This is a genomic window from Scytonema hofmannii PCC 7110 (assembly GCF_000346485.2).
GTDB classification, from domain to species: domain Bacteria; phylum Cyanobacteriota; class Cyanobacteriia; order Cyanobacteriales; family Nostocaceae; genus Scytonema; species Scytonema hofmannii.
The window spans coordinates 4,014,283-4,036,751 of record NZ_KQ976354.1 but is presented as its reverse complement, the minus strand read 5'-3'; the positions used below and the strand labels follow the sequence as shown (position 1 = coordinate 4,036,751).

The window sequence follows — 22,469 nt, the reverse complement described above, 5'->3', positions numbered from 1 at the left end:
TTCTACAGATGGGGAGTGGGAGTGGGAGATAATGCATAAGTTCTGGTGGTTTGCACCTATAAGCAGTTGTTCCGCTTTGTGTTTACATTTTGAAATAATATGGAAAGTAATCTTTTAGATTTGCAGATAAAAGACTTTCTTTTTGGTAAATGGCGATTTGAAACAAGTCGAGGAGGTTTTATGCTGATCTTAAACGATGATTATACTTATGAACAAACTTGGAATCAACAAACATCGGTTATCAATGAATTGATGCAATTACCTTTCGGTAATAAAACGATTGGTGAATGGTATGTAGAAAAAGCTACCTTATTTTTGAAGTCTAAAAACACACCCAACTCTTTTTGGAATCTTGATTTTTTCCAAATGCCTATTACGACTGCGCTAAACAGCACTTTTAGTTTTTTTATTCCTGATACATATAGAATACTGACGATTATCGATCAAAGACGTATTTATATGCAGTGTGAGGAAACTGATGATTCGTTTATTGCTATCAGGGATTGAATAAAATGAGGAGTGTACTGCACACGCCATTAACCATGGATATACAAACACTTGATTTTTCTACACTTATTCAAGAAGTTCACTCAACGAACATATAAGTACTTATGCATAAATATTTATATATTTTTGAAAGCAGATGAAATCGCTGTATTACACGTTTTGCGTGAGATCCAAGCAGCATTACATCTGCCTCGATAATTGGATTTTCAAGGCAGGTCTATTGGAAAGCATAGGAGAGTAAATTATTTCCATTCCATAAGTTCAGCAAGCCGATCTGCCAATTTTAATATTTCAAAAGGTTTGGAAATTATCCCCACAATATTTAAGTGTATCAACTGATTGAAGTTTATTTTTTGTACTTTATCAATTAGTAAAATAATTGGAATTTTTCGAGTAGATAAATCATTTTTAAGTTCCTTAAAAAATGTAAATTTATCGGAATCAGGTATCATTATATCTATAATTATAGCATCTGGAATATAATTCTTAACAAATAGCACTCCGTGACTTATAGATTCAGTTGTGATGACTTTCAAACTTGAATTGCTTTCTAAAGAAACTTTAATAAAATGACTTTGATTTGCTTCAAAGTTAATAGCTAAGATATATTTTTCGATCTTCATAAGTCGAAGTATTTTTATTATCATGAAAATGCCGTATTATTATCTATTCCTTTAAAAATTTTCACAAGGAAAAATAGAAATTTTAAGAACACTTTTGAAGTTTCTTCGTTATCAATATCAATTGCAGTAGCAGTCAAAATAGTTATTAGCAAGCAAATAACTTGATAACTGCTATGCACATATATGTTTGCATCTTGTAGTTCTTCAGTGCCTCGTGTTGCTTAAGCCACATATTCAAGAAACTCCTCTATAGTATACGTTTTGTATGTTTTACGGTTTTCCGGAGTACAATCAGAGCTTTGCTAACTCTAAAATTAGGGGAATCTCAGATTCAAGAAGAATCTAGTGCAAAAACTTATCTTTTTTCTTAAGTTTGTTATTTTGAGTTGCTTAAGTTTTGCAAACAGAGTAATCTTTTTTGTTGTCACAGGTATTTGTTTATTCACTAATTAATCAGGGTGCGTCAAATGACTAATCAGCAGTGTGGTGTACTGTTTAATACTTCCACATTCCCTTGGGATAATCTCCTCCCGTCATATACTAAGTTTGTTAGATGGTGGTTAGTAGAAGAGAGCATGAATGATCTGTAAGGCGATGTTTTAACTGCTCTCTTATTGCAGCGCTAGTGCTTTGCTTCTGCCTTGGCGTAGCAACAAGAGCACAGATTAGAGTTTGTCTTACGCAATCAGATCCCAACAAGCTTCGCTTCTAGTTCGAGGAAACGAACCATGCTTAATGATTTTTTACTTGATACTGAACGGGTGCGTATTGCGCCTGACAAAGTAGTGCCGAAGACTACTGCCCACCCCACTACTGTGGATCAACCTAGTCCTGTGGGAAACAGGAATGGCATCGCCCCAAAAATAATTGACGCAGACAGCATAATTAAAACTCAGAAGCTTTTAGATAGGGCAATAGTATTAGCCTGGAGGGATATAAAGTCGAGCCGCAGACCACCAGATCTAACTCGTACACGTTGGGTATGGCGGCTTGCAGGTGCCTACCATTCAAGTCGCCATACCACACGACTGATGGAAGAAGCCACCCAACGCTTTGCTGCATCTGGTCGTCAGAATTTGGCACAGTGGGCTGCACAGAAAGCCAGAGAGGAAGCAGGTCACGACCGACTCGCCCTGCTTGATATTCAGTCGATGGGATACAACGCAGAGGCTGTGGTACAAGTGCTTCTACCATCTGGTGCAACAGCTTTTGTAGATTACTTCACCCAAACTGTACAAGCTCTAGATCCAATTGGTTGTCTTGGTGTTTTCTATGCGGGTGAGCGCTTAGGGACACTTGCAGGAGAAGAGTACATCCAGAGAGTAAAGACTTTGTTACCACCAGGTACTCATGCCACACGCTGGCTACGCGTACACAGCGGTGTTGGTGACGAAGTGAAACATGTAGAGGAGACAGTTGAGGTTGTTGCAGAGCTTACTCCGCAGGAGCTTATCTGCGTAGCGAGAGCTTGTTATGAAACCGCATTGTCACGCTTTAACCCACCTAAGGAGGACTACATCTCAGATGAGGAACTTCTGAATGTGTTGAAACCGCTAGAGTTAAACACGTACCTACGAGTATAAACTAATTTTCCGAGGCTAAAGAAATGACCCGGTAAGCAAGAAGGGCTTTTCTCAGATACCCTTAACTATACTGTTCAAGCACTAAGGAGAAGAAGGATGCGATTTCAGATTTTAAAATTTGGATTTTCTGTTTTAGTATGGCTAGGTTTAGGTTCTGCCTGTGAAGCTGTTTTTTCACGGGTCTTTCCAAATGTAATAAAGACTACAACTATCGAGCAGCAGTCTTTAAGCCACGATCTCACCAACAATCGCCCTGAGATTAGTTTCGATGTATTGAATGACATCGCACTTGATGATTTGGAAAGTATCATAAATGAGTTCGCGCAAGGATTGCCAAGCGACACCGAATTGGGCATTTTGTAGACTTAACTTAAGTAATCGGACAGAAATAATTACACATTACGTTCTAGGCTGGATCAGGGTTTCAGGTCGAATATTGTGTAATTAATTTTGTCTTACTACTTATTTGTAGTTAAGTAGTTTAAGATTAAAACAGTCCATAGCCCTGATTGTCTAGACGCTGTTAAGCCAGGAGCTAAAGCAGCCTCAAGGCGTGTTATCCCTGACTACTGTTACAGCTAGATAGTCAGGAATTAACAGTTATCTGGCAGAGAAAATTTCCAGTTCATTGAGCTGATGTTTCAAATAAGATTGGCTGTAGACCGATCTCTAAGGTGGAGAAATCTCTATTGGTTTTATAGAACTGCTAGATAGGCGTTTTTCTTAAGCAACTGCGCCCAACCCTTTTAGGGTAGCAGTAGTTGCTGTAGTTAAACCTGTAACCCCCATAATGTTCATCCGCTCATACAGTTTCTCTGCTTTCAGAGTTTTTAAACACTCACCTGTTGCTATATTCCATAGTCTAATTGTCTCATCTTCGCTGCCGCTAGCCAAAGTTTGATTATCACAACAAAAAGCGACTGACCAGACCCAACCCGTATGTCCTTGCAAAGTCCTAAAGCATTTACCAGTACTGACATTCCACAGCTTAACTGTATAATCGTGACTGCTTGTTGCTAGTACCTGGCTATCTGGACTAAAGGCAACTGACTGTAACCAACCCGTATTTTCCTGGACGATTCTTTTGCATTCACCAGTACTGGCACTCCATAATCTTAATGTCCCATCTGGACTAGTGCTTGCCAGCAACTGACTATCTGGACTAAAGGCAACTGACCAGACCCAGTTCGTATGCCCTTCCAATGTTCTTATGCACTCACCAGTGCTGACATCCCACAATTTGATTGTCTGGTCTAAAGCCCCACTTGCTAGCATCGTTCCTTGAGGACTAAAAGCAACTGACCAAACCGCAGCACGATGTCCTTGGAAAGTTTGCAAGGCTTGACCCGTATTGACATCCCACAACCTTACCGTTTGATCGTCACTGCTACTTGCCAGTATTTGCCCATTTGGACTAAAGGCAACTGACCAGACCAGAGCACGATGTCCCAGGAAAGTTTGCAAAGCTTGACCCGTATTGACATCCCACAACCTTACCGTTTGATCGTCACTGCCACTTGCCAGTGTTTGCCCATTTGGACTAAAGGCAACTGAACGAACCACAGCATGATGTCCCAGGAAAGTTTGCAAGGCTTGACCTGTATTAACATTCCACAACCTCGCCGAAAAGTCATGACTGCTACTTGCTATGCTATGCCCATCTGGACTAAAGCTGACTGAGAGTAGCTGATTAGTGTATCCCTTGAACGTTTTGAGGCATTCACCATTGTGAACACTCCATACTCTCGCCGTCTGATCGTAACTGCCACTTACTAGGAGATCGCCTTGTGGACTAAAGGCTACCGAAAATACCCAACTGGAAGAATGTCCCCAGAAAGTTTTGAGGCATTCACCAGTGCTAACGCTCCATAGCCTTACCGTTTGGTCAAAACTGCCACTAGCTAGAAGATCGCTTTGTGGACTAAAGGCGATTGAATATACTTCATTGGAATGTCCCTGAAAAGTTTTGAGGCATTCACCGGTGTCGGTACCCCATAATTTTACCGTGTGGTCTTGACTGCCACTCGCCAGCATTTTACCATCAGAACTGACGGCAATTGCTCGTATCCCATCATGGTGTCCTCGCAAAGTTTTGAGGCATTCACCAGTGTTGATATCCCATAACCGAACTGTGTGGTCATCACTGCCACTAAAAAGCGTTTTCCCATTCGGACTGAAGGTAACCGAGCATACCCAACTTGTATGTCCTAGGAACGTTCTTTTGCATTCACCAGTTTCGATACTCCATAACTTAATCATCTGGTCATCACTACCACTTACTACCATGTTTCCATCGGGACTAAAGGCAACTGACCAAACCTCTTTATCGTGTTCTTGCAGGGTTTGAAGGCATTGACCATTACTGATATCCCACAGCTTCGCCGTGTAGTCATTACTACCGCTAGCCAGGGTTGTACTATCAGGACTGAAGGCAAGCGATACAACCCACTTAGTGTGACCCTTACAAGACAGAAGTTGTTTCCAATCCGAAACTTGGTACAAGCGAATCTCACCATTCGTATCGCCTAAAGCCAAAAGTTTGCCATCACGGCTAAAGGCTACCGACAAAACACCGCCGAAAGTTTCAGCAAAAACAGATTTCGCTAGATTGGCGGAATGGAAATTTACATCGTGCAATTTCACATTCCGCAAGTCAGCTTGCCAAACAGTCAGATGAGAAAAATCATAGCCACTTAGGTCAGTTTCTAGATGACAAAGCAGATTAAGAATATTTCCAGCCGTATAACTTTGTTCTAGCAGCGATGTCTTTTTTAGCGTTGATAGAATTTGAGTCAGTTGATTTTCAAGATTTCTTTTGCTTCTAAAGACAGCAAGCAGCCCATCAATAACTGGTTTAAGGATGAGGCGAATTTGAGTTTCCCTAACATAGTCTTTTGCCGTCACCTTCATTAAAGCATGACATCTAAACAAAGCAATATTCTGAGTCTTAATCTCTCCACAAACCTGCTCTACCAATCGATTAGTCACATACTCCATAACTACAGGTTGTAGCATGAAGAGTGATACACTTTTCTCAACTAGCGTAGGCGTAGCCTTCTCGATTAGAGATCGCCTTATAAGAGACTCCAGAGCCTCCAGTAATTTTTGTGGTGGTACTGGTGATACAACATCTTCTCGTAACTCAGATAGCGAAACTGGATCGCGATTAATTGCCAGCCAGTACATTATTTCCTTTTCTAAATATGACAAGCGTGCAAACTGCTGCTCTAAAAGTTCGCAAATGTCACCAAAGACAGTCGTGTCTTGTCTTAAAAATTCAGAAAGATTACCATCAAAGACATCTTGAATTGTTGTCGCTACTATCTTTAAAGCTAAGGCGTTACCAGCATAGCGCTCAACGACTGTTCTCAATTCTGACTCTGAGCCAGAAAATCCCTTGACTTCAAATATTTTTTGCCCATCTACCGCCTCCAAACCACTGAGTCGTAATGAGCGAACAGGCAGGGCTTCTCCTTCAAGTGATGCTACATCTTTGGGTTTTTCCCGAGAAGTCAGCAGCAAGCAGCTCCTGTGGAAAACTTCTCCTACCCGTCTTATCAGCTGACTATAATCCTCATAGCCTTCTCGATAGCTTCCCGCAATAACGCCACTTTGCAGAATGGTCTCAGCATTATCGAGTATAATCAGACAGCGCTGTTTTTGCAAATAATTAATCAGTCGTAAGATTCTTTCGTTTACGGTGGTTGGTAACTCAGCTTCTAAATCCTGCGAGTTGTCAAAAAATTGAATCAAGTTACCGAGTAGCTCAAAAAGTGGTGGCGCATTGTAGAGCGATCGCCAGATAACATACTCAAACCTTTGCTCAATTTGACGTACCAGCTTAGTCGCCAGAGAAGTTTTACCGATACCTCCCATTCCCAACAACGCCGCCACTCGGCAGTGCTCTTTCATAACCCATCGTTCCAACAGAGCCAATTCTGCTGTGCGTCCATAGAAAACAGATACATCAACGGCCTCTCTCAAATCAACGCGCTTGAGGAGCTTTACGCTTTCCTGCTTTTCTGAATCTGGCTTTGTATAATCGCTTTTATTCAATTCTAAATGAAACGCCGTAAACAAACGAACAAGGGTTTGTTTGTCAACTCCTACTTCGCGAGTCAGTACTTTCCTAAAAGTGACAGGAGTTATTCCAACTCGTTCACTTAATTCTTCAAGACTCAACCTAGAGCCAAAATTTTCTTGAAATTCCCACTCAAGTTTAGCATTCTGAAGCTTTTGCCAGCCTTCACGAGTGAGTATAAGTCCACGGTTGCGCTTTTGCTTCTGCGATTGCATAATCTCTCATATTAAAATGCCGGACTTGGGTTATCTACCCCAAAAGGTCTTTTCCATAACTTCACATTTTGGTCACCACCCCTGCTACTGGTTGTACGAGTATAAAACCAGGATTTCCTTTTAACCGCACACTCATAAGCTATATCAATTTTTGCGCTTAGTAAAAATTACTGAAAGCAAATTACCTTTGTTAGTTTACACTAGACGATGGTTTAAAGATCTATAGTAAAAACACGTATTTTCGCTTGATATTCAAATACCAAGTTGAGATATAAAAATTTTCTCTCTATGTAATAACACAGAGAGTTTGTTAAAAAAATATGTAAAAACTAATTTTTACCCTGCAACAGCAAATCTACTTGTTAACTTACATCTTCCACATGGACAAACGGGCAATGCGATCGGCAATATCCAAAAATAGCGAGCGCAACCCTTCTTAAATTCTTGAAAAATGAGATTAACCATAATATGCTCACCTGCCAACTAACCACTAACTAGTAACCAAAAACATTTACAAATCAATCATTGCTGTAACTTGCAAATTAGAGAATTTTGCGGCTTTACGACTAGATGTTTCATCAAGTCGAACGTACACTTCCACGCATCTTGCATCTTTATTGCTTGTGGGAGGGCTATTAACGACGTTCAGCCTCTGCACTTGCCAGCCAATTCGCTCAACTATTCCTTGCAATTCATCGGGCATAGACTTACTTGTTAAGCGTACTTTCTGTCCCATTCTCACTTTGTTGATATCACTCTGATAAACCTCTACCACTGTATACATCTGGCTGGTTTGTCCAATTTCTACAATGCCTTCATTGGATACAACTTCCCCAGGACGGGTGTGAATCTTGAAAACTTGACCTTCTTGAGGCGATCGCACAAAAGCTTGTCTGAGATTTGCTTCGGCTTTTTTCACAGATGCCAAGGCACGATTGACTTCTGCTTGAGCTGTTACTACGTCTACAGAACGTACTTCAGCGATTCTATTTAAAGTTGCTGTGCTTTTCTTGATTTGCTGATTTCTTAATGTTTCTACACGTTTGAGGTTGGCTCTGGCTTCTGCGAGTTGCTGTTCTCCAGAGGCTTCTACACGTTTGAGGTTGGCTCTGGCTTCTGCGAGTTGCTGTTCTCTAATGGCTTCTACACGTTTAAGTTTGGCTTTGACTTGTGCGAGTTGTTGTGCTGTTGCCAGAGTTAAGCGCCTGTCATCTAATAAAGATGCAGCGATCGCCCCCTCCTCATACAACTTTTGATAGCGTTCGTATTCTACTTGAGCATTGTCCACTTGTGCTTGGAACTGAACAATTGTGGCTGTTTGTGCCTCTGTTTCTGTTACTTTTTTTGCTTCTAGGCGGGCGATAATGGCTTTTTGTGCCTCAATTGCCCTATCTTTCTCTGCCTGGATGCGAGCAATAGTCGCTTTTTGTGCTTCTATTTCTGTCTTTCTTTCCTCTTGTATGCGAGCAACAATAGCTTTTTGTGCCTCTATGTCATCCTGTTTGGAACCTGCTTTGACTTTGGCAAGATTTGCTTGTGTCACTCGCACTTGCTCTTGTGCTTCTGATAGTTCTGCCGCAAGGCGATCGCGACTATCTAAAATAGCGATTAACTGCCCTTGTTTTACTTTAGTTCCTTCTCGAACTAGGAGTTGTTCTACCCGACTTCCTTTAGCTGATGCTGGTGCAGAAAGTTTGACAACCTCTCCTTTAGGCTCCAAACGTCCCAATGCTGTTATCGTTTTAATCTTTGGAGCAATCGTCGATCTCTGTTCGCTTACCGTCGCATTGCTCTGAACTTTTTGTGCTTTATAAAAATTTAAGCCTGCTGCTATAGAAGTTGCTAAGAGAACGAGAAGAGCAGGCCCATACACAAAAGGCTTTAAAGGAGATGAACCCTCAAACTTAGACAAATATTCGAGCATAGTTATGTTTCCATCGGATAAAAAAACTAAACCGTTTAGTCTTATTAAGTATCTTAACTAAATCAATAAATTTAGCTTTGCTTCTACCAGTTTGTATTTACACTCACAAAAGTATAATCTCTGATGGTGGTTGTGCTGTTTTCCAACGCCATTCAACAGAACCCGCTTTTGCTGAATACACTATAGCAAAAGGATATTCAGGAACGAGTGCAGAAACCTTATATCTTAAGATAGCATTTTCTGCTTTTTAGTGGTAACAAAAAAACACCATGAGATTACTAGTATCACATATTGCCAGTTTAAAAATACTATTTAAGATATATTGCAAAAAACTAAGTTTAGTGATATTAGAAGCCAGACACCCACGGCAAATTGCCCACAACGAGGGAATGAAAATGTCTTACCCCCACTCCCTACTCCCTACTCCCCACTCCCTTTTCCACGCCAGGACTATAAAAAATGGTAAAAGCAAGAATGACTGCAGTTGAACGGGATAATTCAGCAGATAAGGTTGAACAGATTTTGCAAGGTGCGATACAGGAGTTTTTATCCCATGGTTACGCAGGAACTAGTATGGATAAAGTAGCATCATGCGCTGGTGTTTCCAAGGCAACAGTTTACAGTCACTTTCAAGATAAACAGGGATTATTTAAAACGCTGATAGAAAAACTAGCACAAGAACGATTTCACTCAGTTTTTGGGACAGCTTCTCTCAAAGGGAATCCTAAAGTAGTCCTGCGTCGATTGGCATTAAAAGCATTGAATGAGATGCTTGACGATGAAGAGTATCGTGCGTTTAATCGAGTCTTGATAGGAGAGTCCGGGCGTTTTCCCGAATTAGCTCAGTTTTGTGTTGGTAGTTTGATAAAGCCCGCGATCGACATCGTAAGACTTTTGACCGGGCAATGTCTAATCTCACTGATTCTCATTTAAAAGCGATTATGTCAAGTTATGACTTTTCACCATTTAAAACAGTGGTGGATGTTGGCGGTGGTCAGGGCAGTCTATTAATAACTATTCTCAAAACTTATCCAGAACTTGGCTTGCTGAAAAAGTTGAGCCTAGCGACTCTAGAAGCCACACAGCTAGCAAAATGGTAGTTTCATCCCTTAGTTTCCCAATTTTCCCAGCGATCGCGAAGCGCAAGCTGAAAGAGCGCTTATCGCTGACGAAAATGCAAGGTTTTTGAGACTACAGATGTTATAAACTTGCACTTGTTTGGCAAAGAAAGGCTTGAAACCCTTATTTTTCCTAGACTCCAATTGTATTCAGCAAGCCCTAAGATAAAAAAAATGAATCCTTCGTCCGAAAACGCCCCCAGTGTTATTGCCGGAATAGTTCTTCTATATCCCTGTGTCCCTCAATAATCGAAATAATTTCCAGCACGGAATCGATATACCTGAACAGAATGACATAGTTCCCATGCGGGAAGCTTCGCACGCCTTCCATTAATTCGGGTCTTGCCCTGCCCATCGTGCCGGGTAGTTCGGCCAGTTTCTGGCATTGTTGCCGTAGTTTCTTGGTGTATTGAAGCGCCACGTCATTGCTGCCGCTTTCTTTGGCAATGTAGCGTTTTATGCGAAGAAGGTCGGTTTTAGCCTGCTCCAGGTAACGTAATTCATACATAGATTCTACCGTTACACATCTGCGGCCAGAATGGCGGCAATGTCATCATCGGTATAGTTTCCCCCTTGGGCGATGGCCTTCGTCAGGTGCTCACGCAGAACCGTTAATTTCATCTCTCGTAGTTCTGCCTGTCTCAAGGCATCCCGTATCACTTCGCTCTCGTTGTTGTAGCGTCCAGAGGCAACCTGGGCCTTGATGAAATTGTCGAAATGTTCCCCTAGTGAGTAACTTCCTGCCATGGTCAGCCGCCTCCTATGTCCTTGTATGACCATATTATAGTAATAGATACTAACTATTACTATAAATATTTATCCGGTGCGGCTGTTAGGGGCTTAAGCCGTTAAGCGAAGCTTATCGCAATGGCGGTAGCAGTCCGCCTCAGTAGGATAAATTAATTTTTTATACACGATAGTACTAACTTTTTGACGTGTACCTTATTTAACAATAGAAAATCTTGTACCAAAGTTCTTGTTGAAAAATTTATAAAATCTGGTTTTTCTTTTGATTAATATTCAGTCTAAGCGCTCAAACAAAGTATATTTTTCTTTGAGAAGAGAAGATAGTTAACACTGATGCGCTTTGTCAAGCGAGAGCAAAATGTCTAACATTTGTAGAACATTTTTTACTAATTATCAAACATAACAGAGGAGTTTTGACGGTGAAAAATCTAGCGCTACTATCTGCTACAGCCCTTGCGGCAACATCTGGATTAGTTTTCGGGACAATGCAAGCCGCCTCTGCTTTAACTTGGAACTGGAGTTATTCTGGTACTGACTTAGAGGCGAGTGGTACTTTTACCACAAATGACACCACTAACGATTTGGGTTTTTACCAAATTTCTGGAATTACTGGTACAAGAAATGGTGAAACAATTACTGGTCTGCAAGCTGCCGGGACTCCTATACCGGGGAATGAACCTTTTAATGTTGACAATTTAATTAGTCTTAATAGTCAGCAGTTAACGGGTGACGGTTTTGGGTATTCCACTTCGGGGGGAAATTATTCTAGCCCATTTTTCGCTAGTTTTTTACCAACACCAGGTTATTTAGAGGTTTTTTCTGCGTCGCCATTTATACCAGGTTTTGAAAATTTTGGACCGGAAGATAGTGAGTTACCCATTAGTTTTTCTGCAACCATAATCACCGTCCCTGAACCCACCTCCATCTTTAGCTTACTGGTCTTCAGCACTCTCGGCGCTCTTTCTGTACTGAAATGTCAAGTCAAGGATAAAGTACTTCATAGATAAATCTAAGGTCGCAGAAATCTGGTTCTGGACCAACCAAGCGATTGACTACTAATAATAAAAAGGGTGTGATGTTAATTAATCACACCTAAATATGTATTTTGAGATAAAACTCTTTGCCATAACGAGATAGGGATTGTAGCGGCTTTCAGCCTTTTTACTTTGTTTTTTTTACTGAACCTTATAGCCAAGAAACATCGTTGCTTCCTGTGCCAAGTCAATGACCCTAATTACCTCACACCTTTCAAAAATGAGCGAACGTACAACAATGAAGCAACGCCCGAATTGCTCTTGATAATCAAATTGACACTACATTTTAGCAATGACAAAAACCGAACGCTTACATCAAAGTTAAGAAATACGAATTTGATATGAATTTTTGGTAAAAAAGATAACATTCTCTCTTCTCTGGAGTAAAGTTAAGAAGACCTTAAGAAATAGCTGTGACAATCAACATAAAAGTGCTAACCCAGTTAAAAAAGTCTATTTAAAATAGTTGTTTTGTTTCTAGTCGTTTGTTCTAAATTACTAGAACATTTGTTTTTACGTAATGTTGCTTAAATCGAATTAAAAATAATTTTCATTTATACAAAGATTTGAGCAAAATTACGTCTTTCTCTTCTACTGGTGTGGGTGTGCTGTGAAGTAGCTTGTCCAAGCTTGCCAAAAAGGTTAAATGTCAAGTTTCGATTCCCTTTCGATTTATATAACTCTGGCAATGGTTTTGACTCGTCGCTACGCGTACAAAAATCAGCATAGGCTAAATAGGGCAAACAAAAAGTTGGTACAGCTGGCTCAGGAATGCAGTCCTCAATGTCAGAAGACTCATCGCGAGCTACAGATGGAATTAGAAATTTGTCAGCAGTCAAAAGTAGACTTGCAAGAACTAAAACAACAAAGAGCTATAGCGGAATTGGCACAGAGAGCATTGGCTAACACCAATCTGTCAGTACTGATGGACGAAACTGTTCATTTAGTTGCTCAAGTTCTGGATGTAAAACTTAGCGGAATTTTAGAACTTTTGCCAGGAGGTAATATTTTACTGCTTCAAGCAGGGGTGGGCTGGCATGAAGGGTTAGTGGGATCGGCAATGACAGGGACTGAGCCAAGTTCTCTCTTCGGTCATACTCTGCTAACTTCAAAGCCAGTGATTGTTGATGATTTGCGAGTAGAAAGCCGATTTGATGGTTCTCCCCTACTGCACAATCACCGAGTGGTTAGCGGTATTAGCATTGCGATCGCTACTCAAGGAAAAGTCTTTGGCATTATAGGAGCGTATGTAACTCAAGATCGAATATTCACTGATGACGATCGCTATTTCCTTCAATCTGTCGCCAATGTCTTGGCACTGGCAATCGATCGCAAGGAATCTGAGGAACGCTTGCATTTGATGGAACGTGCGATCGCAGCCAGCAGCAACGGAATTGTTTTAACCGATGCCCTTCAACCAGACAATCCGATCATTTATGTCAATTCAGCGTTTGAGAAAATCACAGGTTACCAAGCTAGTGAAATTCTCGGACAGAACTGTCGTTTCTTGCAAGGAAACGAGCAGAATCAGCCAGCCCTTAACGATCTGCGTCATGCCATGATAGAACAAAGAGATTGCCACGTGACTTTACGTAATTACCGCAAAGATGGCACTCTGTTTTGGAATGAACTTTATATAGCTCCCGTATTTGATTCTCTTGGATACTTAACTCACTTTATTGGCGTTCAGACTGATATTACTCAACGCCAGGAGGCTCTTCTTGCGTTACGGCAACGGGAGGAACAATACCGCAGAATTGTAGAAACGGCAGGGGAAGGAATTTGGTTACTCAATCAAGACAACCAAACCACTTTTGTCAACCAACAAATGGCAAGTATGTTGGGCTACACAACTGAGGAAATGCTTGGCAAGACTTTGTTCTCCTTTATGGATGAAGAAGGAGTGGCAATTACTAACACCTATTTAGAACGTCGTCATCAAGGTATTCACGAGATGCACGATTTTAAATTTCGATGTAAAGATGGTTCGGCTCTGTGGGCGATTGTTTCTTGTGCTCCCTTGTTTGACGAACAGAAAAATTATGCTGGGGTTTTAGGAATGGTTACTAACATTACCGAGCGCAAACATATGGAGGAAAAGCTAGCCTATCAAGCTTTTTATGATGCTTTAACGGGACTACCTAACCGAGTGTTGTTTATGGAAAGGCTTGGACAAGCAATCGCCCAAGTCAAATGCCACCCAGAAAATTTGTTTGCTGTTCTGTTTCTGGATCTGGATCGTTTTAAGGTTGTTAACGATAGTTTAGGACACGCAGTGGGCGACCAACTCCTAGTTGCGATCGCTCAACGTTTGCAAAGCTGCTTGCGACAGAACGATACCGTTGCTCGTTTGGGGGGAGATGAGTTTACCATCCTGCTTTCTCACATTCAAACTATCGAGGATGCTACTCTTGTTGCAGAACGCATTCATCACGTACTCAAATCCCCCTTTAACTTAAGTGGATCTGAAGTTTTTACAAGTGCCAGTATTGGCATTGCCGTAGGTAAAACTCAGTATGACCAACCTGCAGATGTGCTTCGAGATGCTGACACGGCTCTTTACCGTGCCAAAGAGCAAGGTAAAAGCGGGCATATCGTGTTTGATACTGTCATGTACGATCAAGCAGTAGCACTGCTACAGTTAGAGACTCAATTGCGTCGAGCGCTAGAACGGCAAGAGTTGCGCGTTTACTACCAACCAATTGTATCAGTTTCCACAGGAGCTATTACAGGATTTGAAGCACTGGTTCGTTGGCAACACCCCCAGCAAGGAATGATTTCTCCAGACAAGTTTATTCCAATAGCAGAAGAGACAGGGCTGATTGTCTCAATTGGTCAGTGGGTACTTCGTGAATCTTGTCAACAGTTACGACAATGGCAAAAACAATTTCCTGCTCTTGAGTCCTTGAGCATCAGTGTTAACCTTTCTGCCAAACAATTTTCCCAACCCAATCTTGTTAAGCAAATTAGCCAGATTTTAGAAGAAACTAAGCTTGCTCCGAGCAGCTTAAAGCTGGAAATTACCGAAAGCACAATTATGGCAAGTCCTGAAACAGCAGCTACTGTGCTTAAGCAATTGAAAGCTTTTGGAATACAATTGTGCATTGATGACTTTGGAACAGGTTACTCATCCCTTGCCTATTTACATCGTTTTCCCATTGATGTTTTGAAGATAGATCGTTCTTTTATCAATCAAATTGATAGCGATAATGAACGTTTAGCGATCGTTCGAGCCATTGTCACCCTAGGTTCTCATTTAGGGTTGAGTGTTGTTGCTGAAGGAGTGGAAACAATGGAGCAGTGGACACAACTTAAGCTGTTACAATGCGCTTTTGCACAAGGGTACCTGTTTTCTAAGCCCTTGAACGCAGAAGAAACAGGTATATTGCTCGCAAAAAACCAGGATTTTAATAACATTTTGCCTTTAAAAACCTTTAATTATCTACAAAATTTATGTTTCTAGCTACTTACAAACATTTATAGGAATCATAAATGATTTATGGTGGGCATTAGCCCTACCTATGTATATTTCAAAAATCAAATAGGATTGCTATATCTGCTGTATTTCTTGCAAAATATTAGAACGAGCAGATAACTCAAAAGCCTGAAACATTGATTCTGTGTAGTAAATGCGATCGCGTTGCAAAAATCTCTGCAAAACCCGCTTTCTTCCCACAAGATACTCTGCTTCTGGTAACCAGGCATATTCTTGACGAATTGCGACAGCATAATGACCGTATTCAACAGGAGGACTGCCTAATATTGCCAGATCTGCATCTAGAAAAACCTGACACTCAAAATCATCTGGTGCAGCTTGATGAGATTTAGTACTCAAAATAAAACGGCTTACGGTAGCAATAATCCTTGAGGAAAACCCCAGGGATGCGAGCCAATCACTTGCATATTCAGCACTTCTTTCTTCATTATCATTTGCTTGAGTGTCATAAACCAAGTCATGAAACCACACAGCAAGTTGAACAACAGTCATATCTTTAGTTTGGTCTTGCAAAGTTTCTATTATATTGAGAACGTGTTCTATGTGTTCTAGCGTATGATAATAACGTTCGGGAAAAGAGTAAGCTGTGACTATTTGAGTAAATGTCACGTGGGCGATATCTGGCTTAATGTCAAAAGATGCAAGTAAATGTTGCCATTTGTTAAATAATTGTATCATTAGCACCAACTTTACCTACCTACTTCCGTATGAGTGCGCTATCAAAAGCACGCGCTATCGCATTCCATGCTAACTTGTGCTTCATTTGTGCATGAACTGAAGTTTTCCTCTAATCTCAATGAACTCAAACAATTAATAGAAGAGTAATGTCAACCGATTACCATGGAGTTGACAAATGCTGTAGGTTTGTTTACAACTTAAGATATGCACCGCAAATTCTATTGAGCAAACATAAGAGTGCCAGTTATGCAACTTCAGATCCGTCTAACAACCAAAACACGAACTACCCTGATTATCAATCTGGGAGGGTTGTGAGGCGAGTATGTTGACTCACAAATAACAAGGCTGGAAACCCTCCTGGTAATTGCTTGGGGGGTTTTAGTTTTTACAGAAGATTGCTTGTAAATACAGCAAACAACAAGAATCTAACTATCGAAGTACGCAAACAAATGACGTTTTTCACTCACTTCATAACAACCACTACCACTACTACCGCGATCGCGCCTAGAGGGACGTGAAGTGATTTGTTGCGTGCAAGCAAGATTCACCCCTCCAGGCTAACCCGGAGGGGATTTTTATTTGTAAACAACACGCTTGGAGATTGACGACAATGTACGACCATCGAGTTCTTGCTAAAAATATGGATCTGTTTCATTTTGAAGAACACAGTCCGGGTATGGTTTTCTGGCATCCCATGGGTTTGAGACTCTTCCGGGTTATCGAAGACTACATGCGGCAAGTTTATCAGTCTCACGGGTTTGAGGAAGTGAGATCGCCTTTAGTATTGAGCCGTTCACTTTGGGAAAAATCCGGTCACTGGGAAAAATTTGGCAACAATATGTTTTTTGTGGGTAGCATCAACCAAGATAAACACGCTGATGTAGAAAACCCAGAATTAGAAGCTATCGATTATGCTTTAAAACCAATGTCTTGTCCGGCTCACATTGCTATTTACAAATCACGCAAGCGGAGTTATCGAGAAATTCCCATGCGACTGATGGAGTTTGGTATTGTTCATCGCAATGAACCTTCTGGCTCTTTATCTGGTTGTATGCGCCTGCGTCAGTTTGTACAGGATGATGCCCATATTTTCTGTCAAGAAATGGATTTGACGAACGAGATTAATAACTTTCTCAAGATGGTAAATGAAGTTTATTCAGCATTTGGCTACAAAAATTTTGCTATCCGGATTTCTACAAGACCACAACAGCGATTGGGTTCTGACACGCTTTGGGACAAATCGGAGGCAGCACTGATAGGAGCATGCCAAGCTTTAGGATATGCTTACGAGATATTACCGGGAGAAGGCGCTTTTTATGGGCCTAAAATCGAGGTTAGCCTGGAAGATCGTCTTGGAAGATCTTGGCAGTGCGGCACAATTCAAGTTGACTTTAACCTCCCCCAAATTTTTGAGCTTTCTTTTGTCAATAAAGATGGGCAACTTGAACAACCAGTCATCTTACACCAGGCAGTTTTAGGCTCTCTTGAACGCTGGATCGGAATTTTGTTGGAGAATCAAGAGGGTGCATTGCCTCTTTGGTTAGCTCCAGTTCAAATTGCTGTCGCTTCGATTTCGGAAAAATCTGCAGATTGGGCAGAAGCGATCGCACAAGAGATCGAGTCAATGGGAATTAGAACAGAACTTTACGTTGGCGAGCGCACGATTTCTAAAAAGATTCGAGAACTCTCAGCAAAAAAAGTTCCTTTGATTGCGGTAGTTGGCGAACAAGAAAAAGTCAATGGTACTGTTAACCTTCGCCGATTGGGTGTTGCAGGGCAAGAAGAAATTAAATTGGTCAAGCTGAAGGAGGAGCTAAAGCCTTAGTAAGGGACTTCCAAATTAAAAAATCTCCAATCTACTTCTTGTGGTACGGGCTTCTAGCCCGTCCTACTGGAATGGACGGGCTAGAAGCCCGTACTACAATAAACAACTAGAAATTTAAAGCAACAAAAATAATTCTTTTCCCACGCCCAATCCCCAATCCCTCTTCTAAGGTTCTCAACTGAGATTATTTCTCTGGAAAAATCTTCGTCTTCGCCTGTTCTCTGGTTCTTCTCGCAACGGTACTACATCGGCTTCACTGCTTTCTCGTGCCACACGAATCAATAAAGCAGCAGATAGTAAACTAGCAATCATCGAATTTCCACCATAACTAAACATGGGTAACGGTAATCCAGTTGTTGGCAAAGCACCAGTGGTTACACCAACATGAAGTAATGATTGTCCCACCATCAAAACTGTTACCCCGATTGCCACAAGTCGATAAACTGAATGTTTGGTCTTAAGAGCTATGATTAATCCTAAAGTGGCATATAAAGCGAGCAGTACTAACAGCACCATACTGCCAACGAAACCAAACTCTTCAGCAAAGACAGCAAAAATAAAATCGGTGTCTTGAATTGGCAAATAAAATAACTTTTGTTGAGAAAGTCCAAACCCCGATCCCCATTGCCTACCAGAACCGACAGCAAGCAAACTTTGCACGAGTTGATAGCCATCTCCAGTTGGATCTGCCCATGGATTTAGGAAAGAAAGTACTCGTTTGCGCTGATATTCTTTAATGCTAATACTCAGAACTGCCAACAGTACTCCCCCAACTGCTGTTCCTCCCAAGTACTTGTAGGGTAATCCCGCAGCCAGGGCAATCAGCCAAATCGTCATCCCGCATAGTGCTGCTGTACTTAAGTTAGGCTGTATTAAAATTCCTACAATAATCAGACAAAAAATGCCCAGCCAAAAAAAGCGCACTCGCCAACTTAACCTTTCCCATTGACCAAAAAGTCGCGCACTTTGTAACACTAAAAAGGGTTTAATGAGTTCGGAGGGTTGAATTGGTATCGATCCTATAGCTATCCAGCGCGATGCATCAAATGCTTTTCTTCCCAATCCCGGTATCAAAGTGAGGAAAATCAGCCCCAATAGCAATATGACAAACCAGTGGGATATGTTTACGATCCTGCGTAAGGGCAGATTCACGATAATATTGAATATTATTAATGCTACAAACACCCACAGGACTTGACGCTTGAAGTAATACAGCCCATCATTGTGGCGATCGTCCGCAACGGCATATGATGCAGAAAACAGAACGATTAATCCCACAAACAGCCATATCAATGTCAACCAACGCAATAACCGTGCCTCAAGCGCCCAACTGGACACGGAGTCATCGAAGAATGGAATCAGGCGGCGTAAATTCACGATTTAAACTAAATGTCTAAGGTGTAATCGTTGAGAATGCAGTTAATGATACTACCTCAGTCCCCAATTCATCATTACAATCTCAAGAATTACAAATTTTTTATAACCTGCCATCTTGTGGGATGGGCATCTTGCCCGTAAGTGTCTGTCTTGAAAATAGGGAGTAGGGAGTGGGGAGTAGAGAGTAGGGATAAGAAAATTTTCATTACCTCGTTGTGAGCAATTGCCCGTGGGTGTCTAGCTTGTTTCTTAAAGAATATAATTTGAGAAAAATTTATCGTTTTGGGAATTTTGTTAGATAATCTACGGTAAGTCGATAAAAATATAGAGTTTCTGAGTGGGGATTGGCACTATACCATATTAAACTCTCTCATAAGAACTCATTTCTCATGAAATTACTATAAGCACATCAATGAACAGTAGTATATTGATTAAGGACTTGAATAGCCAAAACTACACTCTTTTGGATTTGTCTTCCAAAGTAGAGTATGCACTGCTAGCTCTTTTAGAACTAGCAAGCAATAAAGGAAAAAGACAACCACTCACGATGAGCGAGATTACCGCCAGACAACCCATACCCGAACGCTATCTGGAACAAATTCTCACCAGTTTGCGGCGAGGGGGTCTGGTACAAAGCCATCGTGGCTCAAGAGGCGGATTCGTTTTAGTTCGAGAACCTTGGCAGATTACCTTATTGGAAATTGTGACTGTCGTTGAAGGTGAGCGGAAGGAGAGAGAATCTTCTCTTCCCCCCACTTTGGAAAAGAACTTAGTTCATGAAGTCTGGGATCGAGCCAATAATGCTGCTATTGAGGTTTTACGCCACTATACACTCCAAGATTTGTGCCAGGAAAGGGAAGCTCGCATACAACAGGGTCCAATGTATTACATTTAGACAAAGGAGTAATTTATGGTATGTTTTTTACTCAACTATTACGGAATTTAATGAGTCAAGAGGAATGGTAAAAACGTAATAGACAACTCCAATTCCCAAGAGAATCACAGCAAGGCTAGAAAGAATAACCCAACGGTCTGCTGGTTCATAGGCATCCTCGTCAATATCTCGACGAACGACAAGGTAGTGCTGGGTTGAAAGCATGACCGTTAGCAATCCAACTAGTGAAAAGGCTAACCCTAACTTCCAGCCATTACCCGGACCTTGAGGTGCAAGGGGAGGGCGGAGTATGCGAATCCGGACAATGAGAACACCAAAACCCATGAGGGAGATTCCACTTCTCATCCATGCTAAGTAAGTGCGCTCGTTGGCCAGATGTTCTCGAACTCGATCGGCACTGGGGCTTTTTGGTTTTTCTGGTTTTTCTGGTGCATCTGTTGTCATAAATTTAATCGGAGTTGTATGAACAAATTTTTTTAGCAGTCTTTAAGAATAGACTATATTTACTACAGTAACTTGATTGAATTACCGTGTAGTAGTATACTTTTGTAAGCTTATTGGGGTGAAATACTCGGTCAGGAATGCTTGAAAGAGCCTATATGACGTTTGAGCAGTTACGAATTTTTCTTGCCGTAGCAGAACTGATGCACTTTACCCGTGCAGCAGAATCTCTATACATTACTCAACCTGCTGTTAGTGCAGCAATTCAGAGTCTGGAAACAGAATACGGGGTCAAATTATTTCATAGAATTGGTCGTCATATCGAAATCACTGATGCTGGGAAGCTGCTCCAACTGGAAGCACAGAAGATTCTAGACCAAGTTTCTTTAACTCAAAGGGGCTTGCGAGAATTAAACAATATGCAACGGGGTGAGTTAAAACTGGGGTCAAGTCTTACTATTGGTAACTACTGGTTACCTGAAAAAATTAGCCAGTTCAATCGTCAGTATCCCGGTATTCATATAAACTGTACGTTGGGTAACGCTGAAGAAATCTGTGAAGGGACAGCAACAGGGCTGTTTGATTTCGGGTTAGTAACAGGTGATGTGAAAGTCTCCCTGAGAAACTATCTGGAAAAAGAAGTTGTGGGAAGCGATCGCTTGCAGATAGTTGTTGGCAAATCTCACCCTTGGTTTGGAAGAAGAGAAATTTCCCTCGCAGAACTCCTCACAACAACTTGGGTGATGAGAGAATCAGGTTCCGGGGCGCAACAGATGTTTGAGCAAGCCCTACAAAATTGGGGAATAGATCCGACTGAACTAGATGTCGTCCTCGTCCTCAGCAGCAGCGAGATGGTCAAAGCAGTTGTTGAAAGTGGTATAGGTACAGCAGCGATTCCAGAGTTAATGGTGAAAAAAGAACTCCAGCTATCTACGCTGCATGCAGTTCGTGTTGTTGATAAGGATGTTGGTACAAAGTTAGAAATTGTCCAACCCGTGTGGAAGTTGAAACACCTACAACGCTTTCAAACTAGAGTCGCAAGCGCTTTTGAACAAATTCTCAGTCAGTGTTCCCTGGGGGTGTGAGAGACTGGGGATTGGGGACAAGGAAGACAAGGAAGAAGATTATACCTTGTCTTCCTCCCTCTCCATGGACTTTTTTTATGCTTGTCAATCACTTTTTTTTATTAAAATAAGAAAGAAAAACATTTGCTTTTATTGACGGTAGTCTTATTATAGTGGTGTCAACTCGCCAGCATAGAAGCTCGCGAGAACATCAATTAAGAATCTAACCTGATTTTATCTGGTTAGGCTGAATCACCCTCTTGTGTCATGAAGTAACTCTTAGGTGTCTAATCTCTCTTAACCTATGGAACTTTCAAACAAAACAGAGTATGCAATTCTCTCTTTGCTAGCACTGGCAAAATGCTATGCTGACGGTGAATCATTGCAAATCCGAGAGATAGCAGCACGTCAAAACATTCCCAACCGCTATTTAGAAGAACTTCTAGCAACTCTAAGGCGTGGAGGTTTGATTAAGAGCATACGCGGGGTGAAAGGAGGTTACGTTTTGGCACGGGAACCTCAAAAAATTACGGTTCTGGAGGCTTTGCGCTGTATAGAAGGGTTAGATGATGAACCAGGTAAGCCTTCCAATATCAAAACAGTAGAAACTGAAGTCATTCGTGATGTTTGGCAAGAAGTTCGTCAAGCAGCTTACGACGTTTTACAAAAACATACACTTCAAGATCTTTGCGAACAGCGAATCTCTAAGCGGCAAATGGAACTCATGTACTATATATGAGCTACCCCGCCGTATAGATCATCTTTACCCAGAATATTAATTTAAGAAAGCAATTTATCCCAAGCTAACCGGGTAATTCTCCCAGTAAAGCGTTAAGTTCTCTGAGTCACTTAACGCTTTTA

The 22,469-nt window shown here is 41.3% G+C and carries 18 protein-coding genes and 1 pseudogene; 11 read left to right on the top strand and 8 right to left on the bottom strand.

Going from position 1 to position 22,469, the window contains the following annotated elements; all coding sequences use genetic code 11:
- Positions 1-99: 99 nt before the first annotated feature.
- Positions 100-507: a hypothetical protein gene (locus WA1_RS16470; RefSeq protein ID WP_017746541.1), complete on the top strand. Its 408-nt coding sequence runs from the start codon at positions 100-102 to the stop codon at positions 505-507.
- Between the two features lie 242 nt (positions 508-749).
- Here WA1_RS16470 and WA1_RS16465 read toward each other — a convergent pair whose 3' ends face one another.
- Entirely contained in the window at positions 750-1,130 is a 381-nt protein-coding gene (locus tag WA1_RS16465; RefSeq protein WP_026135008.1) for a response regulator, read from the bottom strand.
- Between the two features lie 728 nt (positions 1,131-1,858).
- Here WA1_RS16465 and WA1_RS16460 point away from each other — a divergent pair.
- Both WA1_RS16460 and WA1_RS16455 read left to right on the top strand, forming a co-directional pair.
- Positions 1,859-2,713 carry a hypothetical protein gene (locus WA1_RS16460; RefSeq protein ID WP_017746538.1) on the top strand — a complete coding sequence of 285 codons (855 nt, stop codon included), beginning with the start codon at positions 1,859-1,861 and terminating at the stop codon, positions 2,711-2,713.
- A gap of 96 nt (positions 2,714-2,809) precedes the next feature.
- A complete protein-coding gene (locus tag WA1_RS16455; protein WP_017746537.1) occupies positions 2,810-3,076 on the top strand; it encodes a hypothetical protein in 267 nt (88 codons plus the stop codon).
- A 360-nt stretch (positions 3,077-3,436) separates the two neighbouring features.
- Here WA1_RS16455 and WA1_RS16450 read toward each other — a convergent pair whose 3' ends face one another.
- Positions 3,437-7,009, bottom strand: a complete 3,573-nt coding sequence (locus tag WA1_RS16450) for a WD40 domain-containing protein (protein ID WP_017746536.1) — start codon at positions 7,007-7,009, stop codon at positions 3,437-3,439.
- 511 nt (positions 7,010-7,520) lie between these two features.
- The gene (locus WA1_RS16445) at positions 7,521-8,933 is read right to left on the bottom strand and encodes an HlyD family efflux transporter periplasmic adaptor subunit (RefSeq protein WP_017746535.1); all 1,413 of its coding nucleotides are present in this window, start codon (positions 8,931-8,933) and stop codon (positions 7,521-7,523) included.
- 459 nt (positions 8,934-9,392) lie between these two features.
- Between WA1_RS16445 and WA1_RS16440 the strand changes: the two are divergent.
- Both WA1_RS16440 and WA1_RS52790 read left to right on the top strand, forming a co-directional pair.
- Positions 9,393-9,815, top strand: a pseudogene (locus WA1_RS16440) (TetR/AcrR family transcriptional regulator); the annotation flags it as partial.
- A gap of 23 nt (positions 9,816-9,838) precedes the next feature.
- Positions 9,839-10,033, top strand: a complete 195-nt coding sequence (locus WA1_RS52790; protein ID WP_081402892.1) for a methyltransferase — start codon at positions 9,839-9,841, stop codon at positions 10,031-10,033.
- A 223-nt stretch (positions 10,034-10,256) separates the two neighbouring features.
- Here WA1_RS52790 and WA1_RS16435 read toward each other — a convergent pair whose 3' ends face one another.
- Complete coding sequence (locus WA1_RS16435) at positions 10,257-10,559, bottom strand: type II toxin-antitoxin system RelE/ParE family toxin (RefSeq protein ID WP_017746532.1); 303 nt, start codon at positions 10,557-10,559, stop codon at positions 10,257-10,259.
- An 11-nt stretch (positions 10,560-10,570) separates the two neighbouring features.
- Entirely contained in the window at positions 10,571-10,798 is a 228-nt protein-coding gene (locus WA1_RS16430; RefSeq protein WP_017746531.1) for a type II toxin-antitoxin system ParD family antitoxin, read from the bottom strand.
- A gap of 419 nt (positions 10,799-11,217) precedes the next feature.
- Here WA1_RS16430 and WA1_RS16425 point away from each other — a divergent pair, with 419 nt between their 5' ends.
- Together WA1_RS16425 and WA1_RS16420 are read left to right on the top strand one after the other, a co-directional pair.
- Positions 11,218-11,805 carry a hypothetical protein gene (locus WA1_RS16425; RefSeq protein WP_017746530.1) on the top strand — a complete coding sequence of 196 codons (588 nt, stop codon included), beginning with the start codon at positions 11,218-11,220 and terminating at the stop codon, positions 11,803-11,805.
- A gap of 838 nt (positions 11,806-12,643) precedes the next feature.
- Positions 12,644-15,295 carry an EAL domain-containing protein gene (locus WA1_RS16420; RefSeq protein WP_017746529.1) on the top strand — a complete coding sequence of 884 codons (2,652 nt, stop codon included), beginning with the start codon at positions 12,644-12,646 and terminating at the stop codon, positions 15,293-15,295.
- Positions 15,296-15,382: 87 nt separating this feature from the next.
- Here WA1_RS16420 and WA1_RS16415 read toward each other — a convergent pair whose 3' ends face one another.
- Positions 15,383-16,006 carry an HD domain-containing protein gene (locus tag WA1_RS16415; RefSeq protein WP_017746528.1) on the bottom strand — a complete coding sequence of 208 codons (624 nt, stop codon included), beginning with the start codon at positions 16,004-16,006 and terminating at the stop codon, positions 15,383-15,385.
- Between the two features lie 610 nt (positions 16,007-16,616).
- Here WA1_RS16415 and thrS point away from each other — a divergent pair.
- On the top strand, positions 16,617-17,831 hold the full coding sequence (gene thrS, locus WA1_RS16410) for a threonine--tRNA ligase (RefSeq protein ID WP_017746527.1): 1,215 nt from the start codon (positions 16,617-16,619) through the stop codon (positions 17,829-17,831).
- Positions 17,832-18,005: 174 nt separating this feature from the next.
- Here the strand turns inward: thrS and WA1_RS16405 are convergent, their stop codons facing one another.
- On the bottom strand, positions 18,006-19,208 hold the full coding sequence (locus WA1_RS16405; RefSeq protein ID WP_026135007.1) for an FtsW/RodA/SpoVE family cell cycle protein: 1,203 nt from the start codon (positions 19,206-19,208) through the stop codon (positions 18,006-18,008).
- A gap of 412 nt (positions 19,209-19,620) precedes the next feature.
- Here WA1_RS16405 and WA1_RS16400 point away from each other — a divergent pair, with 412 nt between their 5' ends.
- Entirely contained in the window at positions 19,621-20,103 is a 483-nt protein-coding gene (locus WA1_RS16400; RefSeq protein WP_017746525.1) for an RrF2 family transcriptional regulator, read from the top strand.
- A 27-nt stretch (positions 20,104-20,130) separates the two neighbouring features.
- Here the strand turns inward: WA1_RS16400 and WA1_RS16395 are convergent, their stop codons facing one another.
- On the bottom strand, positions 20,131-20,547 hold the full coding sequence (locus tag WA1_RS16395) for a YidH family protein (protein WP_017746524.1): 417 nt from the start codon (positions 20,545-20,547) through the stop codon (positions 20,131-20,133).
- 155 nt (positions 20,548-20,702) lie between these two features.
- Between WA1_RS16395 and WA1_RS16390 the strand changes: the two genes are divergently transcribed.
- Positions 20,703-21,629: a LysR substrate-binding domain-containing protein gene (locus WA1_RS16390; RefSeq protein ID WP_017746523.1), complete on the top strand. Its 927-nt coding sequence runs from the start codon at positions 20,703-20,705 to the stop codon at positions 21,627-21,629.
- A gap of 283 nt (positions 21,630-21,912) precedes the next feature.
- The gene (locus tag WA1_RS16385; RefSeq protein WP_017746522.1) at positions 21,913-22,347 is read left to right on the top strand and encodes an RrF2 family transcriptional regulator; all 435 of its coding nucleotides are present in this window, start codon (positions 21,913-21,915) and stop codon (positions 22,345-22,347) included.
- The last annotated feature ends 122 nt before the right edge of the window (positions 22,348-22,469 follow it).

What these genes read in the sequence shown, in the direction of transcription:
- WA1_RS16415 (WP_017746528.1), bottom strand. Translation starts at nt 16,006, where the DNA reads ATGATACAATTATTTAACAAATGGCAACATTTACTTGCATCTTTTGAC.
- WA1_RS16395 (WP_017746524.1), bottom strand. Translation starts at nt 20,547, where the DNA reads ATGACAACAGATGCACCAGAAAAACCAGAAAAACCAAAAAGCCCCAGT.
- WA1_RS16445 (WP_017746535.1), bottom strand. Translation starts at nt 8,933, where the DNA reads ATGCTCGAATATTTGTCTAAGTTTGAGGGTTCATCTCCTTTAAAGCCT.
- WA1_RS16450 (WP_017746536.1), bottom strand. Translation starts at nt 7,009, where the DNA reads ATGCAATCGCAGAAGCAAAAGCGCAACCGTGGACTTATACTCACTCGT.
- WA1_RS16435 (WP_017746532.1), bottom strand. Translation starts at nt 10,559, where the DNA reads ATGTATGAATTACGTTACCTGGAGCAGGCTAAAACCGACCTTCTTCGC.
- WA1_RS16390 (WP_017746523.1), top strand. Translation starts at nt 20,703, where the DNA reads ATGACGTTTGAGCAGTTACGAATTTTTCTTGCCGTAGCAGAACTGATG.
- WA1_RS52790 (WP_081402892.1), top strand. Translation starts at nt 9,839, where the DNA reads ATGTCTAATCTCACTGATTCTCATTTAAAAGCGATTATGTCAAGTTAT.
- WA1_RS16455 (WP_017746537.1), top strand. Translation starts at nt 2,810, where the DNA reads ATGCGATTTCAGATTTTAAAATTTGGATTTTCTGTTTTAGTATGGCTA.
- WA1_RS16385 (WP_017746522.1), top strand. Translation starts at nt 21,913, where the DNA reads ATGGAACTTTCAAACAAAACAGAGTATGCAATTCTCTCTTTGCTAGCA.
- thrS (WP_017746527.1), top strand. Translation starts at nt 16,617, where the DNA reads ATGTACGACCATCGAGTTCTTGCTAAAAATATGGATCTGTTTCATTTT.
- WA1_RS16470 (WP_017746541.1), top strand. Translation starts at nt 100, where the DNA reads ATGGAAAGTAATCTTTTAGATTTGCAGATAAAAGACTTTCTTTTTGGT.
- WA1_RS16420 (WP_017746529.1), top strand. Translation starts at nt 12,644, where the DNA reads ATGGAATTAGAAATTTGTCAGCAGTCAAAAGTAGACTTGCAAGAACTA.
- WA1_RS16465 (WP_026135008.1), bottom strand. Translation starts at nt 1,130, where the DNA reads ATGAAGATCGAAAAATATATCTTAGCTATTAACTTTGAAGCAAATCAA.
- WA1_RS16430 (WP_017746531.1), bottom strand. Translation starts at nt 10,798, where the DNA reads ATGGCAGGAAGTTACTCACTAGGGGAACATTTCGACAATTTCATCAAG.
- WA1_RS16460 (WP_017746538.1), top strand. Translation starts at nt 1,859, where the DNA reads ATGCTTAATGATTTTTTACTTGATACTGAACGGGTGCGTATTGCGCCT.
- WA1_RS16400 (WP_017746525.1), top strand. Translation starts at nt 19,621, where the DNA reads ATGAACAGTAGTATATTGATTAAGGACTTGAATAGCCAAAACTACACT.